General features: G+C 52.8%; 17 protein-coding genes and 1 riboswitch. All 17 genes read right to left on the bottom strand.

Features of this window, described 5'->3' with window-relative positions:
- Window positions 1-54 precede the first annotated feature (54 nt).
- Entirely contained in the window at window positions 55-654 is a 600-nt protein-coding gene (locus tag AC1BI1_RS00620) for a type II secretion system protein (RefSeq protein ID WP_476715323.1), read from the bottom strand.
- 141 nt (window positions 655-795) lie between these two features.
- Complete coding sequence (locus AC1BI1_RS00615; protein WP_476715322.1) at window positions 796-1311, bottom strand: prepilin-type N-terminal cleavage/methylation domain-containing protein; 516 nt, start codon at window positions 1309-1311, stop codon at window positions 796-798.
- 78 nt (window positions 1312-1389) lie between these two features.
- On the bottom strand, window positions 1390-2469 hold the full coding sequence (locus AC1BI1_RS00610; RefSeq protein WP_476715321.1) for a type II secretion system F family protein: 1080 nt from the start codon (window positions 2467-2469) through the stop codon (window positions 1390-1392).
- 188 nt (window positions 2470-2657) lie between these two features.
- A riboswitch (cyclic di-GMP riboswitch) is annotated at window positions 2658-2745 on the bottom strand.
- Between the two features lie 48 nt (window positions 2746-2793).
- The gene (locus AC1BI1_RS00605; protein WP_476715320.1) at window positions 2794-3801 is read right to left on the bottom strand and encodes a type IV pilus twitching motility protein PilT; all 1008 of its coding nucleotides are present in this window, start codon (window positions 3799-3801) and stop codon (window positions 2794-2796) included.
- A gap of 7 nt (window positions 3802-3808) precedes the next feature.
- Window positions 3809-5464, bottom strand: coding sequence for a GspE/PulE family protein (locus AC1BI1_RS00600; RefSeq protein ID WP_476715495.1), 1656 nt, complete (start codon window positions 5462-5464; stop codon window positions 3809-3811).
- A gap of 70 nt (window positions 5465-5534) precedes the next feature.
- The gene (aroB, locus tag AC1BI1_RS00595) at window positions 5535-6620 is read right to left on the bottom strand and encodes a 3-dehydroquinate synthase (protein ID WP_476715319.1); all 1086 of its coding nucleotides are present in this window, start codon (window positions 6618-6620) and stop codon (window positions 5535-5537) included.
- Entirely contained in the window at window positions 6599-7120 is a 522-nt protein-coding gene (locus AC1BI1_RS00590) for a shikimate kinase (protein ID WP_476715318.1), read from the bottom strand. The genes aroB and AC1BI1_RS00590 overlap by 22 nt, the downstream gene beginning before the upstream one ends.
- Before the next feature lie 14 nt (window positions 7121-7134).
- A complete protein-coding gene (gene aroC / locus AC1BI1_RS00585) occupies window positions 7135-8286 on the bottom strand; it encodes a chorismate synthase (protein ID WP_476715317.1) in 1152 nt (383 codons plus the stop codon).
- A gap of 11 nt (window positions 8287-8297) precedes the next feature.
- Window positions 8298-9146: a shikimate dehydrogenase gene (locus AC1BI1_RS00580; RefSeq protein WP_476715316.1), complete on the bottom strand. Its 849-nt coding sequence runs from the start codon at window positions 9144-9146 to the stop codon at window positions 8298-8300.
- A 15-nt stretch (window positions 9147-9161) separates the two neighbouring features.
- Window positions 9162-9665, bottom strand: coding sequence for a YqeG family HAD IIIA-type phosphatase (locus tag AC1BI1_RS00575; RefSeq protein ID WP_476715315.1), 504 nt, complete (start codon window positions 9663-9665; stop codon window positions 9162-9164).
- Between the two features lie 309 nt (window positions 9666-9974).
- Window positions 9975-11450 carry a recombinase family protein gene (locus AC1BI1_RS00570; protein WP_476715314.1) on the bottom strand — a complete coding sequence of 492 codons (1476 nt, stop codon included), beginning with the start codon at window positions 11448-11450 and terminating at the stop codon, window positions 9975-9977.
- Window positions 11451-11480: 30 nt separating this feature from the next.
- The gene (locus tag AC1BI1_RS00565; RefSeq protein WP_476715313.1) at window positions 11481-11642 is read right to left on the bottom strand and encodes a hypothetical protein; all 162 of its coding nucleotides are present in this window, start codon (window positions 11640-11642) and stop codon (window positions 11481-11483) included.
- A gap of 101 nt (window positions 11643-11743) precedes the next feature.
- Complete coding sequence (gene fdhD, locus AC1BI1_RS00560; RefSeq protein WP_476715312.1) at window positions 11744-12526, bottom strand: formate dehydrogenase accessory sulfurtransferase FdhD; 783 nt, start codon at window positions 12524-12526, stop codon at window positions 11744-11746.
- 189 nt (window positions 12527-12715) lie between these two features.
- Complete coding sequence (fdhF, locus tag AC1BI1_RS00555; protein WP_476715311.1) at window positions 12716-15412, bottom strand: formate dehydrogenase subunit alpha; 2697 nt, start codon at window positions 15410-15412, stop codon at window positions 12716-12718.
- Between the two features lie 15 nt (window positions 15413-15427).
- Entirely contained in the window at window positions 15428-17311 is a 1884-nt protein-coding gene (locus tag AC1BI1_RS00550) for an FAD-dependent oxidoreductase (protein WP_476715310.1), read from the bottom strand.
- Window positions 17312-17526: 215 nt separating this feature from the next.
- On the bottom strand, window positions 17527-18192 hold the full coding sequence (sigK, locus tag AC1BI1_RS00545; protein ID WP_476715309.1) for an RNA polymerase sporulation sigma factor SigK: 666 nt from the start codon (window positions 18190-18192) through the stop codon (window positions 17527-17529).
- An 83-nt stretch (window positions 18193-18275) separates the two neighbouring features.
- The gene (locus AC1BI1_RS00540; RefSeq protein WP_476715308.1) at window positions 18276-19031 is read right to left on the bottom strand and encodes a protoglobin domain-containing protein; all 756 of its coding nucleotides are present in this window, start codon (window positions 19029-19031) and stop codon (window positions 18276-18278) included.
- Window positions 19032-19217 lie beyond the last annotated feature (186 nt).

Below are 19217 nucleotides of genomic sequence, written 5' to 3'. Positions count from 1 at the left end.
GATGGCGAAAACAGTCTCACTCTTCATCGTAGCAACGGTTTTTCTTACCCCATATCAGTAAACTACTCGGTAGTAAGCCCAGGTATCATTGGGGTTTCTTTTTCTAAAGTTTCCCGCGAGAATGTCGCCATCATCAATTTCCCTATCAATTTTTAGACATATAGCGTCAATATCCTTCAGGCTTAATCCTACAAAACCCATCTCTATAGAGGGGTCCGGCTTTCCGTCTCCATCAAAGTCCATGGCACCAGTTGTTCCGGTACCCTCCCACTGGTAGCCTTCTTCGCTGGCGCCTGCGCTGGATTTCCAAAAGGGATTGAGGGGCCAGTTTTCCAGATAGGGCCCGTTCCAGCCGGCTACACCCGCCGCATTGGTCAAGAAATCCCACCCTCGCCTGCGACCGGCTACATTATTATGCACGTATATATCGTCATCAGGAGGAAATTGCCCGGTATCAGCATAGTAGGCGAGCGCTGCCGCACGGATACTGCGCAAATCCTGCACCACTTTGGCTACCTTGGCTTTATCCACGGCTTTGAAGGCGCTAGGGGACACAATCCCCGCCAGCACCCCGATTATGGCAATAACCACCAGAAGCTCCACCAGGGTGAAGCCGCGCTGATCGCGGTCACGACTCGCCAAACTGAACTTCAATGGTGCACATCCTTTCCCAGCAAAAAGAGAATTCCCACCACTACCTCACCCCTGCCGGATCAGGACATTGCGGCGGGCTGCACCAGAAGCAGCCAATAACGGTGAGGAGGAGGCCGGCAGTATATGGAACACTGCCTACTGTTATTGCTCCTTAGAGATCAGGATACACGTTGTAGAACCTGCGAATTTAACAACGTCAGAACCTAGATGCTCCTGTAAAGTCTTGGCGGAACCTGTGGGATTTGCCCCGGCCCCAGGTACCGAGGTCAACTCGAGCCACCTGGCTGGGTTGCCCCACCCTAGTGTGCCGCTGTCAGCATTTCTAAAAGTATAAGTTCCACCCCATGGATTTGTATTCGGCCAGCGCTCCAGGTAGGGACCATTCCAGCCAGTTTTACCATCCGTTACCACAAAACCTGTGTTAGCTGCGTCGTTACTTGGCCACTCTCCAGTATCGGTATAGTAATTCAAAGCCGCGGCCTTAATGGCCTTATAGTCTGCCTCCGCTGCCGCCACCTTGCCCTTCTCGATGGCTTTAAAGGCGTTAGGTGCAATAATGGCGGCCAATATCCCGATAATAGCTATGACCACCAGTAGTTCCACCAGGGTAAAACCGCGTTCATTGCTCAACTTCCTTCTCAGACTACCAAAGAGCATTTCGAGATTTACCTCCTTTGGATAAGGTATAACCTTGAATAAGTACCACTTTCCACTCCTCACGCTTCTCCCCTTCCGTCAGGACGCCAGAGTCCCGACCAGCTGGAACAGGGGGAGTAAAACCGACAAAACAATCAACCCTACCACAGCGCCCAGGCCCAAAATCAAGATGGGCTCGATAAGGGAGGACAACCGCGCGGCCATCTCGCCGACTTCGCGGTCGTAGAAGGCGGCCAGTCTAGCCAGCAGGGCGTCTAGACTGCCCGTTTCCTCGCCCACGGTGACCATCTCTACTACCATAGGCGGGAAAACGCCGCTTTCCGCCAATGGCGAGGCTATACTCTTCCCATCCCTAACCTGCTCCTGGGCCAGGGCGATGGCCTCGGCCACTAGGCGATTACCTACCGTCCGCTCCACCACCTCCAAGGCTTGTAGAATAGGCACTCCGCTGTAAAGCATCGTCCCCAACGTGCGGCTGAACTGGGAAAGCAAGGCTTGATGTTTAAGACGCCCGAATACGGGAAGCCGCAATACGATTTTGTCTAGGGCGTAACGTACTTTTTCCCCCTGGGACCACCTCCAGAAAAAATATCCCAAGGCTATAAATCCTACCGATAATAAAAACCACCACCGCCTAAAAGACTGGCTCAACCCCAATACCACTCTGGTCGGCCAGGGTAAGGGTACGCCCAGATTCCCGATTATATTGCTGAACATGGGTAAAACAAAAGTTATCATAAAGCCTATGGAAGCCAGAGAAACTATAAAGACTATAAGGGGATAGGTCATGGCCGATTTGATCTTTTCCTGAATTTCATGCTCTCGCTCGAAATGGTCCGCCAGCTTTAAAAGAGTCTCGTCCAGGGCTCCGCTCAACTCTCCAGCTTCTACTGAGTAGATCATTATAGGCGGAAATACCTTGGGAGATTTGCTCAAAGCGCTGTGCAATGTTTCTCCTTGCTGCAAATCTTCCAAAACCCTATCTATACTTCCTTTTAAGCGGGGATTATCCGCCTGCCTGCTCAGGGTTCTCAAAGCATTCACAATGGGCAAACCCGCCACCAGCATAGTGCCCAGCTGCCGACAAAACAGGGCCAGATCTCTACGGGTGACGCGCTTTAGAAACAAGGGCCTCAGGTTATCAGTCCTCAAGTTCACTTTAAAATCACTTCTGGGTCTGAGAGGACGCAACTCAGTTATGAAGAGGCCCTGGCCCCTCAACTGCCGGCTGGCGAGTTGTTCGCTGTCGGCTTCAATGATGCCACTAACGGAATGGCCTCTAGCATCCCGTGCTCGGTAACTAAACCTCATAATAAAAACCGGGCTCTTCCAGGATAGTACACCCTCCCGGCAGCCCGGCGACCTTAGGCTCCCCCCACCCTTAGGCCCGTAGCTTTGCGCCCCCGGCTTTCGCCGGGTTTGCCCTTATATACGGGTTATGAAAGTTTATATTTCGCCAAATCTCACCAAAATCCTGCTGGCTTAAATATGTTCCGGGGAAATTATTCCCCTACTTTCCAGCTGTTTCAAGGCCATCTCCATGGTCTGCATGCCAAAGCGGCCTCCTGTTTGCATAAGAGATACAATCTGGTGGGTCTTGCCTTCCCGGATCAGATTGCGTACAGCCGGCGTGGCTATAAGTATTTCCACGGCCGCCACCCTTCCCCGGCCGTCAGCCCGGGTTAGAAGCTGCTGGGTAATCACTCCCGCCAGGGTATCGGCCAGCTGTATCCGGATTTGAGCCTGTTGATGAGGAGGGAAAACATCAATGATGCGATCTATACTCTGGACGGCGCTGCCGGTGTGAAGGGTGGCCAGCACCAAATGTCCAGTCTCAGCGGCGGTAATGGCGGTGGCCACCGTCTCCAGATCCCGCATCTCACCCACCAGGATAACATCGGGGTCCTGCCTCAGGGCCGCCCGCAGGGCGCTGGCAAAGGAGGGGGAATCGCTCCCTATCTCCCGCTGGTTCACGATGCTTTTTTTATGGTGATGGAGGTACTCAATGGGGTCCTCTAAAGTAATTATATGGCAACTGCGCCTCTCGTTGATACGGTCGATCATGGCCGCCAGGGTGGTGCTCTTACCGCTTCCTGTAGGGCCGGTAACCAAAATCAAGCCGTGGGGCTGGTCGGCCAGCTCCCCCACCACCGGAGGTAAGCCGAGTTCTTCCAAACTGCGGATAACGGAACCCACCAGGCGAATGGCGGCTCCTGCGCTGCCCCGCTGGTGGAAGGCATTTACCCGGAACCTGCCCAGACCCGGGACGGAGTAGGCCAGGTCCAGTTCTTTCCGCTGTACAAATTCTTCCCAGCGGGGACCCAAAATTTGTTGGACCAGCATCTCAACAGTCACCGCTGTCAGAGGCGGCCATTGGTCCTGCGCCTCCAGTTTACCGTGTCGCCGGAAGACCGGCGGCAGCCCCACTGTGAGATGTACATCGGAAGCGCCAACCTGTGTAGCTGCAGCTAGAATATCATTTATATGCATGTCTTCTTCAAAATCCTCCCAAGGTAACACGCATTACTTCTTCAATGGTAGTAAGGCCTTGGCTGGCTTTCTCCAACCCGTCCTCGCGCAAAGTTACCATTCCTGCGGCTACGGCTGCCTTCTTAATCTCGTGGGAAGGTGCCTTGTCTGCTACCAGGGCCCTGATATCTTCAGTCATAACCAGGACCTCCTGTATGGCGGTTCTTCCCTGGTAACCTGTGTAATTGCATTGGGGGCACCCTCGGCCCCTGTAAAAAGTTAATCCCTGCCGGTCTTGTACAAAGGTATAGGCTGGATCTTCAGGGCCGGGTTGGTAGGTTTCACGACAATTATGACATATCAACCGGGCCAAGCGCTGGGCCACCACGCCTATAAGGGAAGAGTTAACGAGGAAGGGTTCCACCCCCATATCTAAAAGGCGCGTAACCGCTCCTGCCGCGTCATTGGTATGTAAGGTGCTAAACACCAGGTGCCCTGTAGTAGCCGCCCGTACTGCTATATCGGCTGTTTCCCGGTCCCGGATCTCGCCCACCATTATGATATCCGGGTCCTGGCGTAAGATAGCGCGCAAACCAGAAGCAAAGTCCAGTCCGGCCTTCGGATTAACCCTCACCTGGTTTATTCCCGGCAGGAGATACTCCACCGGGTCCTCGATGGTAATTATATTCTTTTCCGGAGAGCTCAAGGCGTTTAGCGTGGCATAAAGGGTGGTCGTTTTGCCACTACCGGTGGGTCCCGTAATTAAAATCATCCCATAGGCGCTGCGGATTAAGGTTTCGTAAATTTGTCGGGTAGCGGGTAAAAACCCCAAACCATCAAGGGGCAGGAGCATAGTGCTTTTATCCAGGATGCGTAAAACCACCTTTTCCCCATAAACGGTAGGCATGGTCGAGACGCGTAAATCAATGCTGCGCCTTTCTACCGTTACCTGGAAGCGACCATCCTGGGGCAGCCTTTTTTCAGCTATATCCATTCCACCCATAATTTTTATGCGGGAAACTAGGGTGTTTAGTATCCCGGTGGGCAGGTGCAACACATCGCGCAATAGCCCGTCCACCCGGAACCGTACCCTTATGTCTTTCTCCTGGGGTTCGATGTGGATATCGCTAGCCCTGGAATGTACCGCCTGTAGGATGATCCGGTTAACCAACCGCACCGCAGGAGCGTTATCCATGCCCGCCCGGTTTACCTCGTCCAGGTCAAAGGCATCGCGCGGCGGCAAAGCAGCCGCAGTGGCAGCCATCTCCTCCACTTCTGCTAGTGCTTGGGTCACTCCAGCTCCCTGCCAGAAGCGGGACAACGCCGCTTCAATCTCCCTTTCCGAGGCGATAGCCGGCATAATTTCTAACCCCGTAGCCAGCCGCAAATCATCTAAGGCTGTAAGGTTTAAAGGATCGGCCATGGCCACCAAAAGCCTGTTTCCGTCCCGACGGATAGGAATGGCCAAGTGCCGCCGTGCCAGGGCTTCCGGAATAAGCTTAACCACCTCCTGGTCTAAATTGTAGTCTTGTAGCACCACTTTGGGTATGCCCAGTTGAAATTCCAGGACCTCCAGAATGTCTTTCTCAGTCACCAGACCTAAGCGCGTGAGCACCTTGCCCAGGCGCTCTCCGCTCCGCCTTTGCTCCCTTAAGGCTTGCTCTAATTGATCGCGGGTAATCATCCCCGCTTCTACCAGCAGATCTCCCAGTCGCCTCCTGTTCTCTATGCCCTCCACCCCCACTCTACGGTTTTTATTCCCCCGCACAGAAGGCTGCCCGCAGCAGTTCCTCCGCCTCAACCTCCATAATTTTTACCCGCCCCAACTCCACCGGTAATACCATGCGCAACCTCCCGTCCCGTACCTTTTTATCCCTCATAAGCGCCGCCAAAAAGGCGTCCCTGTCCAGGGAGGGCATCTCGGTGGGCAGGAAAGCTCGTTTTAACAAAGCTTCTATTCTTTTAAGCCCTGCATCATGGAAAATACCGCGTCGCACAGCCAGCCTCGCTGCTACCACCATACCTATAGCCACTGCTTCGCCGTGGCGGTAAGTATTAAAATCAGTGGCCGCCTCCAAGGCATGACCGGCCGTATGGCCGAAATTGAGGATGGCCCTCAAGCCCCTCTCTTCCTCGTCCTGGGCCACCACCTCCGCTTTGATGCGGCAGGAGTGCAAAACTATTTTTTGCAACACCTGAGCCTCGCCTGCCAGGGCTTGTTCCAGGTGTTCTTCCAGGTAGGAGAAAAAGCCGGCATCATAGATAACGCCGTATTTAATCACTTCGGCCAGCCCGGCCCTCATTTCCCTCTCCGGCAAGGTTTTAAGGGTATCCAGATCGGCGACTACCAGCCGCGGCTGGTAAAAGGCTCCAATGAGGTTTTTGCCCCGGGGGTGATTAACGGCCACCTTACCGCCCACGCTGGAATCAACCTGGGCCAACAAAGTGGTGGGCAACTGGATAAAGGGCACTCCCCTCAAAAGAGTGGCGGCCACAAAACCGGCCAGGTCTCCTACCACTCCTCCGCCCAAGGCTACAACGGGGCAGCGCCGTTCCCAGCCCACGCCCAAAGCTAGATCATAAAGCTCGGCAGCGGCGCTTAAGGATTTGGCATCTTCCCCGTCGGGCACTTCCTTAAAAAAAGAAATAAATCCACCCTTTTCCAGGCTCTCCTTTACTTTCGACCCGTAGAGGGAAGCCACCACCGGATTGGTAACTACCAAGCAGCGCCTGCCCAGGTCCAGGGGACTCAAAAGCTCGCCCAGTTGCCCAAGCAGGCCGCTACCGCAATGAATGGGGTAGCTTCTCTCTCCCAATTCTACTCGCAATTGGCCAGCCACTCCTTCAGTCCCTCCATGATTTCTACTACTATTTCCTCCGCACTTTTTCCTATCGTCTCGATTTTTAGGTCGGCAAAGCTATAATAAGGCTCCCGCTTTTTTAATAAAGCAACAACTTCTTCCCTGGAGCGTCCCCGCACCAGCGGGCGGTCTTCAGAGCCCGCTACCCTGCGCCAGACCGTCTCCTCGTCTACTTCAAGCCATATTACTTTATTGCCCTCCCGGAGCCGCTCCACATTTTCCGGCGCCAGCACCGCTCCGCCTCCGGTGGCTATAACGGCCCTGCTGCCCTCTGTTATCCTGGCGATTACTTCTTTTTCCAGCTGCCGGAAGTAGGCTTCTCCTTTACGGGCAAAAAGCTCGGCTATGGAACAACCGGTTTCCTTCTCCACTTCGGCATCCGTATCGTGAAAGTCCCATCCCAGTTTCCCGGCCAGAAGCCGGCCCACGGTAGTCTTGCCGCTGGCCATAAAGCCGATTAAAACAATATTGCCGGGCAAAATTAACAGCCCTCCTAAACCTGCCGCACATATTCCCAGTATTGCTTTAAGTGCGTGCGTATTTCTTCCAGGTGGTCCCCGCCGAACTTTTCTAGAAACGCACCGGCCAGGACCCAGGCCACCATGGCCTCCCCCACCACTGCCGCCGCCGGCACGGCACAGACATCGGATCTCTCTACCGCAGCCAGAACTTCTTCCTTAGTAAGCCAGTCCACGCTGCGCAAAGGCCGGCGCAAGGTGGGAATGGGTTTCATGGCCGCCCGGACTATCAGGGTTTCACCATTAGTGATACCGCCTTCCAGGCCTCCTGCCCGGTTGGTATAATGAAAGAAACCCCTGTCCCGGCTGTAGCCGATCTCGTCGTGGGCCTGGGAACCGGCCTTTGCGGCCAGGGCAAAGCCCTCCCCTATTTCCACTCCCTTGATGGCCGGAATGCTCATGAGAGCCTGGGCCAGCCGCCCGTCCAGGCGGCGGTCCCAGTGGACGTGGCTGCCCAAACCCGGCGGTAAACCCCGTACCATGACTTCAAAAACCCCACCCAGGGTATCTCCCCTTTCCCCGGCTTCCTGGATGGCAGCCACCATAGCTTTTTCCGCTTCTGCGTCCGCACAATAGACGGGCGATTTCTCAGCCCCCCGGGCTTCCTCGAAGGAGATATGGCGTTTGACCTCTGCCGGGCCGATCCGGACTACGTGGGTAACTATCTCTACCCCCAGGGCCTCCAGCAAAGTTGCCGCCACTGCGCCCGCAGCCACCCGCGCTGCTGTTTCCCGGGCGCTAGCTCTTTCTAAAATATTGCGCAAATCCTCCTGGCGGTATTTTAGGCCGCCGGGGAGGTCAGCGTGGCCGGGGCGCGGTCGCGTCACTTCCCGCTCCTTCCTGGCCTCCGGCCCCACAGCCATAATTTCCCGCCAGTTTTCCCAGTCGCGGTTGGCCAGGAGGAGGGCTATGGGGCTGCCTAAGGTTACGCCACCCCGCACGCCGGAAAGTATTTCTACCTGGTCCCTTTCAATGGCCATCCGTCCGCCCCGGCCGTAGCCGCCCTGCCGCCGGGCCAGCCGGGCATTGATAAATTCCGCCCTTAAAGGCACGCCGGCGGGCATGCCCTCTACAACAGTAACTAAACCCCGACCGTGGGATTCCCCGGCGGTCAAAAAGCGCAACATTTAGCTTCACCTCAAAGTAAGCTATCCAGGGTCTTTCGCATCACATCCAGGGGAGCCTCCCGGCCGGTCCATAAAGTAAAGGCCTCCGCCCCCTGGTAAAGGAGCATGCTTAAGCCCGAAATAACGCGGCAGCCTCGCCGCCGGGCTAGTTCCAGCAATTTGGTTTCAGGCGGGTTATACACTAGATCGTAAACAATGTGATGGGGCTGGAGCAAGTCTGGATTTAAAGGTACCTCGTCCCGGTGGGGGCTCATGCCTACGCTGGTGGTATTAATAACCAGTTCCACCCCGGGTAAAACCCCGGCCAAAGCTGGGTCTTCTAAAGGTAAAATATGTACAGGCGCGGGAGAGAATTCTTCTAAAGCGCGGGCCAGTTCCAGGGCCCTCTGCCCAGTACGGTTGGCCAGTATTAAAGCTGCACAGCCTGCCTGGGCCAGGGTAAAGGCCACCGCCCGGGCGGCTCCTCCGGCACCCAATACCAGTACTCTCTTTCCGGCCGGATCTACGCCCGCTTCCTGCAGGGAACGCCGAAAACCGCTACCATCGGTGTTATATCCCACCAGTTTTCCTTCTCGTATCACGATGGTGTTTACGGCGCCGATAAGGCGCGCCAAGGGATCTATTTCGTCCAGTAAGCCCATAATGGATTCTTTGTGGGGGATGGTAACGTTGGCCCCGGCAAAGCCCAGGGCCCTTATCCCGGCTACTGCTGCCGGGAGCGCCGAGGGTTCCACGCCGAAGGCCAGATAAACCCAATCCAGCCCTAAAGCGCGAAAGGCGGCATTATGTATAAATGGCGAAAAAGAATGGGAGACTGGGTAACCTAGTAGACCTACTACCCTCGTTTTGGCTGAAAGCAACTTCCTCTCTCCTTTTTAGCGGGGATCTCCCAGGGCCAACCACCGCCGAACTACCCATTCCAGCAGGCGTATAAACCTGGTGCCTATAAATTCCTTTTTGTCCAGGGGGACCACCAAGACAGTATATAAGCCCAGCCGATTACCTCCGAAAACGTCTGTAAAAATCTGATCGCCGATCACCGCCGTTTCCTCTGGCTTAGTCCCCAGGATCTCCATAGCCCGCCGGAAGGCCCGGGCCCGCGGTTTGCCGGCTTTAGAGATGGCCGGAATCTTCAAGCGCTCGGCAATTAAATGCACCCTTCTCTGCCGGTTATTGGAAAGGAGACAGGCGCTTAAATGATAATCCTTTAGTTTTTTAAACCATTCCTCTACCTGCTGGTCCAGAGCGGGTCTACCCCACTGGGTCACTGTATTGTCCAGATCGATGATCAACCCGCGAATGCCGCGTTGGTACAATTCTAAGAGCGGGATATGGAGTAAAGATCTGACGTAAAGATCGGGCCGTAAATACTTTAGCATCGATACACCTCGGTTAGCCTTAGCTTACGGGTTATTATATCACATTAACTCCTTCCTTGAAACTGAGCCTCTGCTTATTTGCCCTCCAAAGCAGATTTTTTCGCTGAATCTATTTCGCTGGGTACCGAAGACCCTCTCCGCTTCCACTCCGCTTCTGCTCCCCTTCTGCTGCAGTGGTAGCGAAAGGGTTTTTCGTAAATACTAAATAATTTAAGCAGAAACTACGAACCCTCCGTATGCAATTCCTTCAACAGTTTCTGAATAGCTTTTTTCTCAATGTCTGCCGCATAATATACAAAATGTTCGGATTTAGGCCTGTCCCGAGATAAAATAACCTTCTATTTCTACCCTCCCGTCGCCATAGATTTTTATCCGTTGGACCAGTTCCCGGACGATACTCTGCTTCTCCCCAAAATTGAGATTTTCAATATGCCGGGCCAGTCGCTCGGCATACTGGCGCAAAGGCTCTCTCTTTAACTCCACCCGCTCCCCGTTCTTTAAGATTTTTTCCAGCCGGACAAGGTCCTCCTTTACTTGTTTCATAGCTTCTTCCTGTTCCCGGCGGTAGCGCTGATATTCTTCCTCTGTGAGGGCTCCGATGATAAAATAGGCGCGGTCTATACGTTCCAGGGCACGCCTAATCTGGGCCAACCTTTTCTGCGCTTCTTCCAACCGCCGGGGAGTGCAACTTTCTGGTAACGGTTCTCGGCTGAAGTATTGATAAAAAAGGTCAGGATCCTCAAGAAAAGAGGCTATGGTTTCCCATACAGCCTTGTCTAATTCAGTGGTGTTCCAAGAAGGCAGGAGGCACCTGTGCAACCGTCCCTGGGTGTCAAACTTGCGGGGGTACCGGCGAGGACAAGTATAATAGCTATATTTCTTTTGGCCAGGACTGCTATGGGTAAAGACCACCAGCGTACGCCCGCACTCGCCGCATACCAGCAGGCGTTGCAGGAGGAACTGCCTGCGAGTGGTTTTAGGATTAAAGCGCTTGGATTTGGCCAAGATCTCCTGGGCTTTAGTAAAAGTAACCGGGGAGATTATAGCTGGCACCAGCACCGGCTTCCAGTCCGGCTGCTCGTCTTTACGGAGCATCTGTCCAGCATATACAGGATTTTTGAGTATCCTGAGCACCGTAGTATATATCCAGCCCTTACCCCTGGGGCCCTGAGGATATAACTGGCTTAATCTTTGGGTGATCTGCCAGGGGTTAAGGGGTTCTACAGGATCTGTAAGCCAGTCGAAAATCTGTTTAACGATTTCGGCTTCCCGGGGATTTATTACCAAAGTATCGTTTTCGGCATCCCAATCATAGCCGAAAGGTTTGGCATAACAACGGATTTGGCCATTGGCCGCCTTCTTAACTTTACCCCGCTGGGTGCGCTCTTTAATCAGAGCATGCTCGAACTGGGCAAAAGCTCCCCGCATCTGCAGAAAAAGCATCCCCTGAGGGGTCCTTTCCCAATCAAAATTAACAAATTCCAGCCTGACACCTGCGCCATCGAACTCGCGACAAAGTATCAACAAGTCTGTAAGGTCCCGCGACAAGCGATCCGGGTCATAAACTACCACCAGTTGAACCTGGCGTTCAACTACCTGCTGCCTGAGGTAGTTAAGAGCAGGGCGGTTTAGCTCTATACCTGTATAGGCATCTTCTATGATCTCTATTTCCGTTGCTCCCAGGTCCCGAGCTTTTTTCTCGCAAAGTTCTTTCTGGGTAGCCAGGGAAAAGCCCAAGGCCTGGTCCTGGGTGCTTACCCGAGCATACACAATTGCCTTGCGCATGGCCCAGTCCCTCCTTAGGGCAGCTATATCCTACTTGTCCGGCTTTTCAGGGATTTCCTTGCTTTCTCCGGGCAAAACTCCCAGCGAGCTCTTCACAATCTCTACAATACGGCCCAGGGCTTTACGCCGGGTAACTTGGTCTCCTACAGGGACCAGTCTAATAGTGAGGTGCGGCCTGGATTTTCGGGCCATTGATCCTAACAGGCCCCCCTTTGACCAAGGCGCTTTTTTGTCTCCTCTACTAAAGATATGAGGCTGGGCCTGTCCGCCCGGCTTGTCTAAGGCCGCACTTCTTAATTCACTCGCCAGTCATGGCTATAAACCTTAAATCTTCTCCCGCGGGCAAATCCCACAATGGTAATACCGACTAGCTCGCCTAGTTGAATGGCATAATCGGTGGGAACTGAACGGGAGATTAGAAAAGGGATCCCCAGCCTTGCCGTTTTAGTAACTATTTCTGAAGAAATCCGGCCGGTGGTAAGGAGCAGCTTATCAGAGGTATTTAATCTTTGGTATAAAACTCCACCGGCGACCTTATCTACGGCATTGTGACGACCTATATCTTCCCGGAAAATAACCAGCCGGTTTTTATCGGCCAAAGCAGCCCCGTGGACACCACGGGTTTTTTTATAAAGAACCGAGGACCTTTGGAGCTCACCCATCAGGTCGATTATAGCTGCGGCGGGCACAGTAACCTCGGAGGCAATCCGGCATTTAAATATACAGTTTTCTTCCTTCTCCCCTCGCCAGCTTATGTTCTGACCACAGCCCGAGGTAACCCAAGGTACCCACCCCTCTCCGCTTCTGACCTCGCCTTTGATTTGTACCTCTGCTTTTCCGTGTTCTATTTTAAGGTAGAGCAGGTCTTCTAGAGAGGTAATCATGCCTTCAGAATAAAGGAAGCCTGCCACCAACTCCTCTAAATGGTCGGGGGTACAAAGGAGGTTGACCAAGTGTCGGCCATTAACTGCAATCTGCAAAGGAAATTCTGCGGTAACAGAACTATATTCTTTATAGGTACGGTCCTCGCTAATTACAGTTACAATATAGTCTACAAAAGGTGCTTCTCTGGACATGGTTTAGCCCCCTCTAACTTTTCCCTTTCTCAGCCAACCCTGGCAAAACAAAGGGAGGACTGTTTGAGGCAACAGTCCCCCGCACTTCCCCAAAATCGTCCCTCTCTTATCTTTCCCACTCGGGCTAAAGGCAAACCCGTATGTTCACGTGTAGCGTAAGCGCTAGCTCCCAGCCAGCCGCTAATGCCTTTAAGCCGATATCTTTCTCACCTGTACAGCACAGGTCTTGTATTCCGGAATTTTAGCCACAGGGTCTAGGGCCGGAATGGTAAGAACATTAGCCGCTGCCTCCCAGAAATGGAAGTTCATAAACACCACCTTCCTGGGCACCCTGTTGGTAACCCAGGCCTTGACCTTCACTTTGCCCCGGCGGGACACAAGCTCCACCACTTCTCCGTCCTCAATTCCCAGCCGGGTAGCATCATCAGGGTTGATCTCCACCACCGGTTCAGAGCATATTTCTTCCAGGCCCCTGGCCTTCCGGGATAGGACCGTATGGTAATGGTAAAGCAATCTTCCTGTAGTAAATAAGAAGGGATACTTTTCATCGGGTTCCTCTGCCGGCGGCAAGTAATGGACCGCCTGGAACTGGCCCAAACCCCGGGTAAACTTTTCTTTATGCAGAATAGGTGTTCCCGGGTGATGGGGATGAGGCACGGGCCATTGCAAGCCCTTCTCCTCAAGGCGCTTATAGGTTATCCCGGCGTAGATCGGCGTTACCCCGGATATCTCGGCCATAATTTCTTCCGGTGAGTCATATGGTGCCGGATAACCCAACCTTTCCATGATTTCTTTTATAATCTCCCAGTCCGGGCGCGCCTCTCCCGGAGGGTCGATGGCTTTGTGTACCAGTTGTACCCGGCGCTCGGTGTTGGTAAAGGTGCCTTCTTTTTCGGCAAAGGAGGCGCCGGGAAGCACCACATCCGCCAGCCTGGCAGTCTCCGTAAGGAAAATATCCTGCACCACCAGGAAATCAAGGCTTCTCAAGGCTTTTTCCACATGGGAGGCATCGGGATCGGTTAGGACGGGGTTTTCCCCTAGAATATACATACCCTTGAGCTTTCCTTCTTCTGCCGCCCGCATCATCTCCATAAGGGTGAGCCCGTTCCTTTCGGGCAGTCCGGGTATACCCCAGGCCTGGGCAAATTTCTGGCGCACTTCAGCATTAGTTACGGGCTGGTAGCCGGGCAAGACATTGGGCAGTCCTCCCATGTCACAGGCGCCCTGCACGTTGTTTTGTCCCCTTAAGGGATTTACTCCGCTCCCTTCTTTGCCTATCTGGCCGCAGGCCATGGCCAGGTTGGCCAGGGCTATTACATTAGCTGTACCCGTAATATGTTGGGTTATGCCCATAGCATAGAGTATGCTCGACCTGGGGCCCGCAGCATAAATTCTGGCTGCCCGGACAATATCCTCCGCCGGAACCCCGGTAACTTCGGCTACCTTTTGGGGGGTATACTCCTCCACCGCCAGTTTCACTTGTTCAAATCCTTCGGTCCTCTGGGCGATAAATTCTTTATCGTAAAGTTCCTCTTTTATAATGACGTGCAACAGCCCGTTGATAAGGGCCAAGTCCGTGCCCGGTTTTTGCCGCAGCCACACATAGGCCCAGTCCACCAGTTCGATATGACGCGGGTCGGCGACTATGAGCTTGGCCCCGCGCCTGACCGCTTCTTTTACTTTAAGGGCGATAACCGGGTGATTCTCGGTAGTATTGCTCCCGATAACTAAAAGGCAGTCCGCCTTAGCTATGTCGGCGATAGAATTGGTCATGGCGCCGCTGCCAAAGGTGGTTGCCAGACCGGCAACCGTGGAGGAGTGTCAGAGACGGGCACAATGGTCTACGTTATTGGTGCCCAGCACCCCCCGGGCCAGCTTCTGCAAGAGGTAGTTTTCTTCATTGGTACATTTGGCCGAGCATAAGAAACCTAAGGCATCCGGCCCATAAGTCTCTTTTATCTCCCTTAGCTTTTGGGCTACCAGGTTCAGGGCTTCCTCCCAGGTGGCCTCGCGGAAGGTGCCCCTTCCCCTTTCCCCTTCCCTTATCAAGGGTTTGGTGAGCCGGTCAGGGCTGTGAATGTAATCGAACCCGAAACGGCCCTTGACACAGAGCCAACCGTTGTTAACTTCGGGGTTTTCGTATCCTTTGACTTTAACTACTTTCCCATCCTTTACGTAAAGGGTAAGGTTACATCCTACACCGCAGTAGGAGCAGATACTGCGCACTTTCTTGAATTCCCATTCTCTCCCCTGGCCTTCGCTTGTTCTTTCCGTAAGTGCTCCCACCGGACATACCTGCAGGCAGTTGCCGCAGAAAACACAGCCTGACTCCTTCAGTCCCGCGGGGTCCACAGTTCCTACTTTGGTCTCTATGCCATTGCCCACTAATCCCAAAACAGCATTGCCCTGGACTTCCTGACATACCCTGATGCACCGGCCGCACACAATGCATTTGTTGTAATCCCGTACTATGAAGGGATTTTCCCTTAGGACCGGCAGAGAAGCCAGGTCGATCTCCCAAGCACCTTCTTTGATCCTGTAATTGTAAGCGCAGTCCTGCAGGTCGCAATCGCCAGCTTTCTCACAGGTAAGGCAGTCCACGGGGTGCTGGCTCAAAAGCATCTCTATTATACCCTTGCGCCATTCCTCTATTTCCGGGGTGCTGGTATAAACCACCATTCCCTCCGCCACCGGTGTATTACAGGCCGTAACCGGCTTAGCAACCCCTTCTATGGCCACCAAACAAAGCCGGCAATATCCCAATGGTCTAAGCAATGGATGATAGCAAAGGGTGGGTATATGGATTCCGAGCTTTTCGGCAGCCTCCAGTATAGTAGTACCCTCGGGCACAGAAACCTGGCGACCATCTATGGTCAAAGTTACCATTTCCTTTTCCTCCCTTCAAAAAACCATGAGTCCCAGGCGATAGCACCTCAAACACTGGGCAGTCTCGGCCAGGCCGTCGTCGAAACTCAACCCCAACTCCACTTCTCGGAAATCCTTCAAGCGCTCTTCCACCGGCGCCATTTCCTCTTCTTTGCGAGGCCATCCGGACGGAAGGCCTACTTCCTCATTAGGGTCAAATACACCAAATTCTTTGAGCCAAGCTTCCATAAAGTCTTGGGGCCCTGCTTCAATCTTCCCGGAGGTAAGGTACTGGTCTATAGAAAGGGCCGCCCTATTTCCCTGGGCCACAGCCTCTATAACCGTCCTGGCGCCCAGGACTATGTCTCCTCCGGCAAAAACTCCCGGAACTCCCGTAGCCAGGGTTACCGGATCTACGGCAATGGTTCCCCATTTCGTTAGTTCAATGCCCTCCAGGCCTTGGAGAAAGGAAAGATCGGCAACTTGTCCAATGGCCGGAACTACTACTTCGCAGGGTAGGAAGAACTCCGATCCCGGTACCGGAACCGGTCGCCTGCGCCCGCTGGCATCGGGTTCCCCAAGTTCCATCCGTACACACTCTACACCTTTCACTTTGCCGTTTTCAGCCACAATCCTTACGGGATTGGCCAAGAAGTAAAATTTTACTCCCTCTGCTTCGGCGTCCCTTATCTCACATTCATTGGCCGGCATTTCGGCCCGCGAGCGGCGGTAGATAAGGTAAACCTCTTCAAACCCCCGGCGCAATGAGGAGCGCGCACAATCCATGGCTACATTGCCGCCACCTACCACAGCTACTCTCTTACCTTTGGGGACGGGAAGGCCCAAGTTTATGTTTCTTAAGTATTTGACACCAGGTATGAAGCCTTCATACCCTGCTGTTTCGCCTTCCACACCCATTTTGGCGCTATCATGCAGCCCGGTGGCGATAAATACGGCTGGATAGCTCTGACACAATTCTTTTAGGCTTACATCTTGGCCCACAGAAGTATTACACTTAATTTCTACGCCCAGAGCCTTTATGGCTTCGATTTCACCCTGTAAGATATCCCGCGGCAAGCGATAGGCGGGAATACCTACGGCCAGCATTCCGCCGGCTACAGGTAAAGCTTCAAAAATGGTCACTTTATATCCCTTTCGCGCCAGCTGGTAGGCACAGCTCAACCCTGCCGGGCCGGCCCCTACCACTGCCACCCGGGCCCTGCCTCTACTGTTTTCGGCTTTTAATCGGGGTTGGCGGCCGCGCTTCAGCTCATAGTCAGCCAGAAATCTCTTTATACCTCTAATGGCCAAAGCCTCGTCCACCAGCCCCCGGCGGCAGTGTTCTTCGCAAGGGTGCACGCATACCCTGCCCAGTACGCCCGCCAAAGCAGTAGTTTCCCTTATGACTTCCAGCCCTTCCTGGAAACGGGACTCTTGGGTGCATTCTATATATCTGGGTATATCCAGGTGGGCCGGGCACCTTTGCAAGCACGGGGCTGTAACAAAAGAGTGATATTCTTGAGCCTCTTTAGCTCCCCCATTATATGGTGCCAGCCCTTCATAGTGGTCCACGAAATCCAGAACCGGCCTGGCAGCAGACTGGCCTAGCTCGCATTTGGAACCGTTGTATACCAGGAGGGCTATCCTCTTCAATTGCTGACGCAAGGCCGGGTCGTCCCTCTCCGAAAGCTTCTGTAGGAGGTCTAGGATAACTCTGGTCCCCACCCGACAGGGAACACAGCGCCCACAAGCTTCTTTTTGTACCGCCTGATAATACTCTTTAAGGGCTGCCAGGAGGTCAACGCCGCTACCATTTATTATAATCCCTCCCCAGCCGATAAAGGCCCTTAAAGGCCGTCCCCTATAGGACGGAAGTAAAGTTTTATAATCGTTACCGCTGCTCCTCCATGTACTGAACAAACTTCTCCCCCCAATCCTCTTCTTACTTGTACCGTTATCTTTGTCTTCCCCTTCCCCTCCGGGTACCCGCCAGGCAGTATTTTATCGGGTTGAAAGATCGGGTTGAAAGATTTTTACCTTTAGCATAACAGAGATTAATCTAACCAGACAAGTGCTCCCTTGACTTTCCGTACTTTGTCGACCAGCTAGTTTGCGAAATAAGCCATAATTGTATGTTACTGTGCCAACATCTCGATGCGTGAGACATAAGAACGGGAAATTCCCATTTTCCTGGCTATCTCCCGCTGCGTCTTCCGCAAGCCGTGTAACAGGCCATAGCGCATCTCCAGCACTTGCTTTTCCCTCTTGCTCAGACACTTTATCTTTTCCAGCACTCGCTGCCGCTCCTGATGATTCTCCACCATTTCAGCTACATCCTGGTCCGTGCCCAAAACGTCTATAAGGGAAATTTCGTTCCCTTCTCTATCTACGCCAATGGGATCATACAAGGAAACTTCTCCCCTTGTTTTCTTTAAGGCCCGCAGGTGCATCAGGATTTCATTTTCAATACAGCGGGCCGCATAAGTAGCCAGCTTGGTCCCTTTATCTGCATTAAAGGTATTGATAGCTTTGATTAAGCCGATGGTACCAATGGAAATTAAATCATCCACGTCTTCCCCTGTGCCTTCAAATTTCTTGGTAATGTGAGCAACCAAGCGCAAATTGTGCTCAATCAAAATATTCCTGGCTTCCTGGTCGCCGTCCTTCATGCGCTCCAGATAGTACTGTTCCTCCTCTTCACTTAAAGGTTGGGGGAAAGCATTATTAGAAAGGTAGGAAAGGAGCAGGGCAAGGCCTTTGAGGAAAGACAACGCCAGTAGCGCCATAATAGTAGGTTCCATTAGGCCATACCTCCCGTAACTGACGTCACCTTCTATGTATATGGAAATACAAGGCCGGTGGTGCCTGTCCTGAAGCCTCATATTCACTCAGACTGACGCATTTTTTCCAGTATATTGAAATTCTCCTTTACCTTTTGCGTAATATCCTGGGCCGACTTAGACGTCCGGGCTGCCAGTTCCCGTACGGCCTGGGCTACTACCGCAAAGGTGCGCCCGTGCTCCCCTGCTCTGGCCGCTTCAATAGAAGCGTTAAGGGAGAGAATTTTGGTTTGATCCGCTATATCGCTGATAATAGAGGCTACCGCAGCTATTTCTTCGTGGAAGCGGGTAAGCTTATTTAACTGGTCGATAATGTAACTTTCAATGGCTAGCTGCATATCAAAAATAATTCTCTTAGAAAAAGCTTCCAATAGGCGCCAACATAGTTCAATATTTTCTCCGTTATATTGCCAAATAATGCGTTGAATTTCCCTCCAGTAGAGGCGATAAGCTCCCAGATACCACTTGGGATAGAGGCCGATTTCCTGATGTTTTTTGCCAATGGCCAAGCGCCAAGCAATATAGTTATCATCCATTTTGTCGTCGGTAAGACTGAGGAAATATTCTTTTTGAGTTTTAGACAACTTTTCTACCGTACTGTATTTCTTGATTAAAGCATTAAGATAAGGATAGCCCAGCAGATAATCATAAAATTCCTTTACTACCCGGTCGGCTTCTTTGATAAAATTCTCCCGCTGGCTATGCATTAAATTTAAGTCTTCGGAAGTTATCTGCAAAAAACCCAGTTGTTCCTTATAGCTGTTCAATAATGCCCTGTCTACCAGCCCACTTGAAGTCAAAGCCCATCCTCCCCTTTATATTACTAAATGGAACATATTTCGCCTTAAGGCTTCATTTTCCTCTTTTTGAAAAATAAATCTGCCGGGAAAATTATCATCATACGTTATGGCAGAACGCAGAGGCTGCCGGGGGTACATCGCTACGGAGGAGTGCATATTATACTTCAGCAAGGAATTCTTTGGAGA

The sequence above is a fragment of the Thermanaeromonas sp. DSM 22490 genome, from assembly GCF_056378755.1.
The sequence above is the reverse complement of the archived record's forward strand: the minus strand, read 5'-3'. Positions and strand labels throughout refer to the sequence as shown.

Coding starts and splice junctions, on each gene's coding strand:
- AC1BI1_RS00575 (WP_476715315.1), bottom strand. CDS start 9,665: ATGCTAAAGTATTTACGGCCCGATCTTTACGTCAGATCTTTACTCCAT.
- fdhD (WP_476715312.1), bottom strand. CDS start 12,526: ATGTCCAGAGAAGCACCTTTTGTAGACTATATTGTAACTGTAATTAGC.
- AC1BI1_RS00570 (WP_476715314.1), bottom strand. CDS start 11,450: ATGCGCAAGGCAATTGTGTATGCTCGGGTAAGCACCCAGGACCAGGCC.
- aroC (WP_476715317.1), bottom strand. CDS start 8,286: ATGTTGCGCTTTTTGACCGCCGGGGAATCCCACGGTCGGGGTTTAGTT.
- AC1BI1_RS00615 (WP_476715322.1), bottom strand. CDS start 1,311: ATGCTCTTTGGTAGTCTGAGAAGGAAGTTGAGCAATGAACGCGGTTTT.
- sigK (WP_476715309.1), bottom strand. CDS start 18,192: ATGGAACCTACTATTATGGCGCTACTGGCGTTGTCTTTCCTCAAAGGC.
- AC1BI1_RS00565 (WP_476715313.1), bottom strand. CDS start 11,642: ATGGCCCGAAAATCCAGGCCGCACCTCACTATTAGACTGGTCCCTGTA.
- AC1BI1_RS00600 (WP_476715495.1), bottom strand. CDS start 5,464: ATGATTACCCGCGATCAATTAGAGCAAGCCTTAAGGGAGCAAAGGCGG.
- AC1BI1_RS00605 (WP_476715320.1), bottom strand. CDS start 3,801: ATGCATATAAATGATATTCTAGCTGCAGCTACACAGGTTGGCGCTTCC.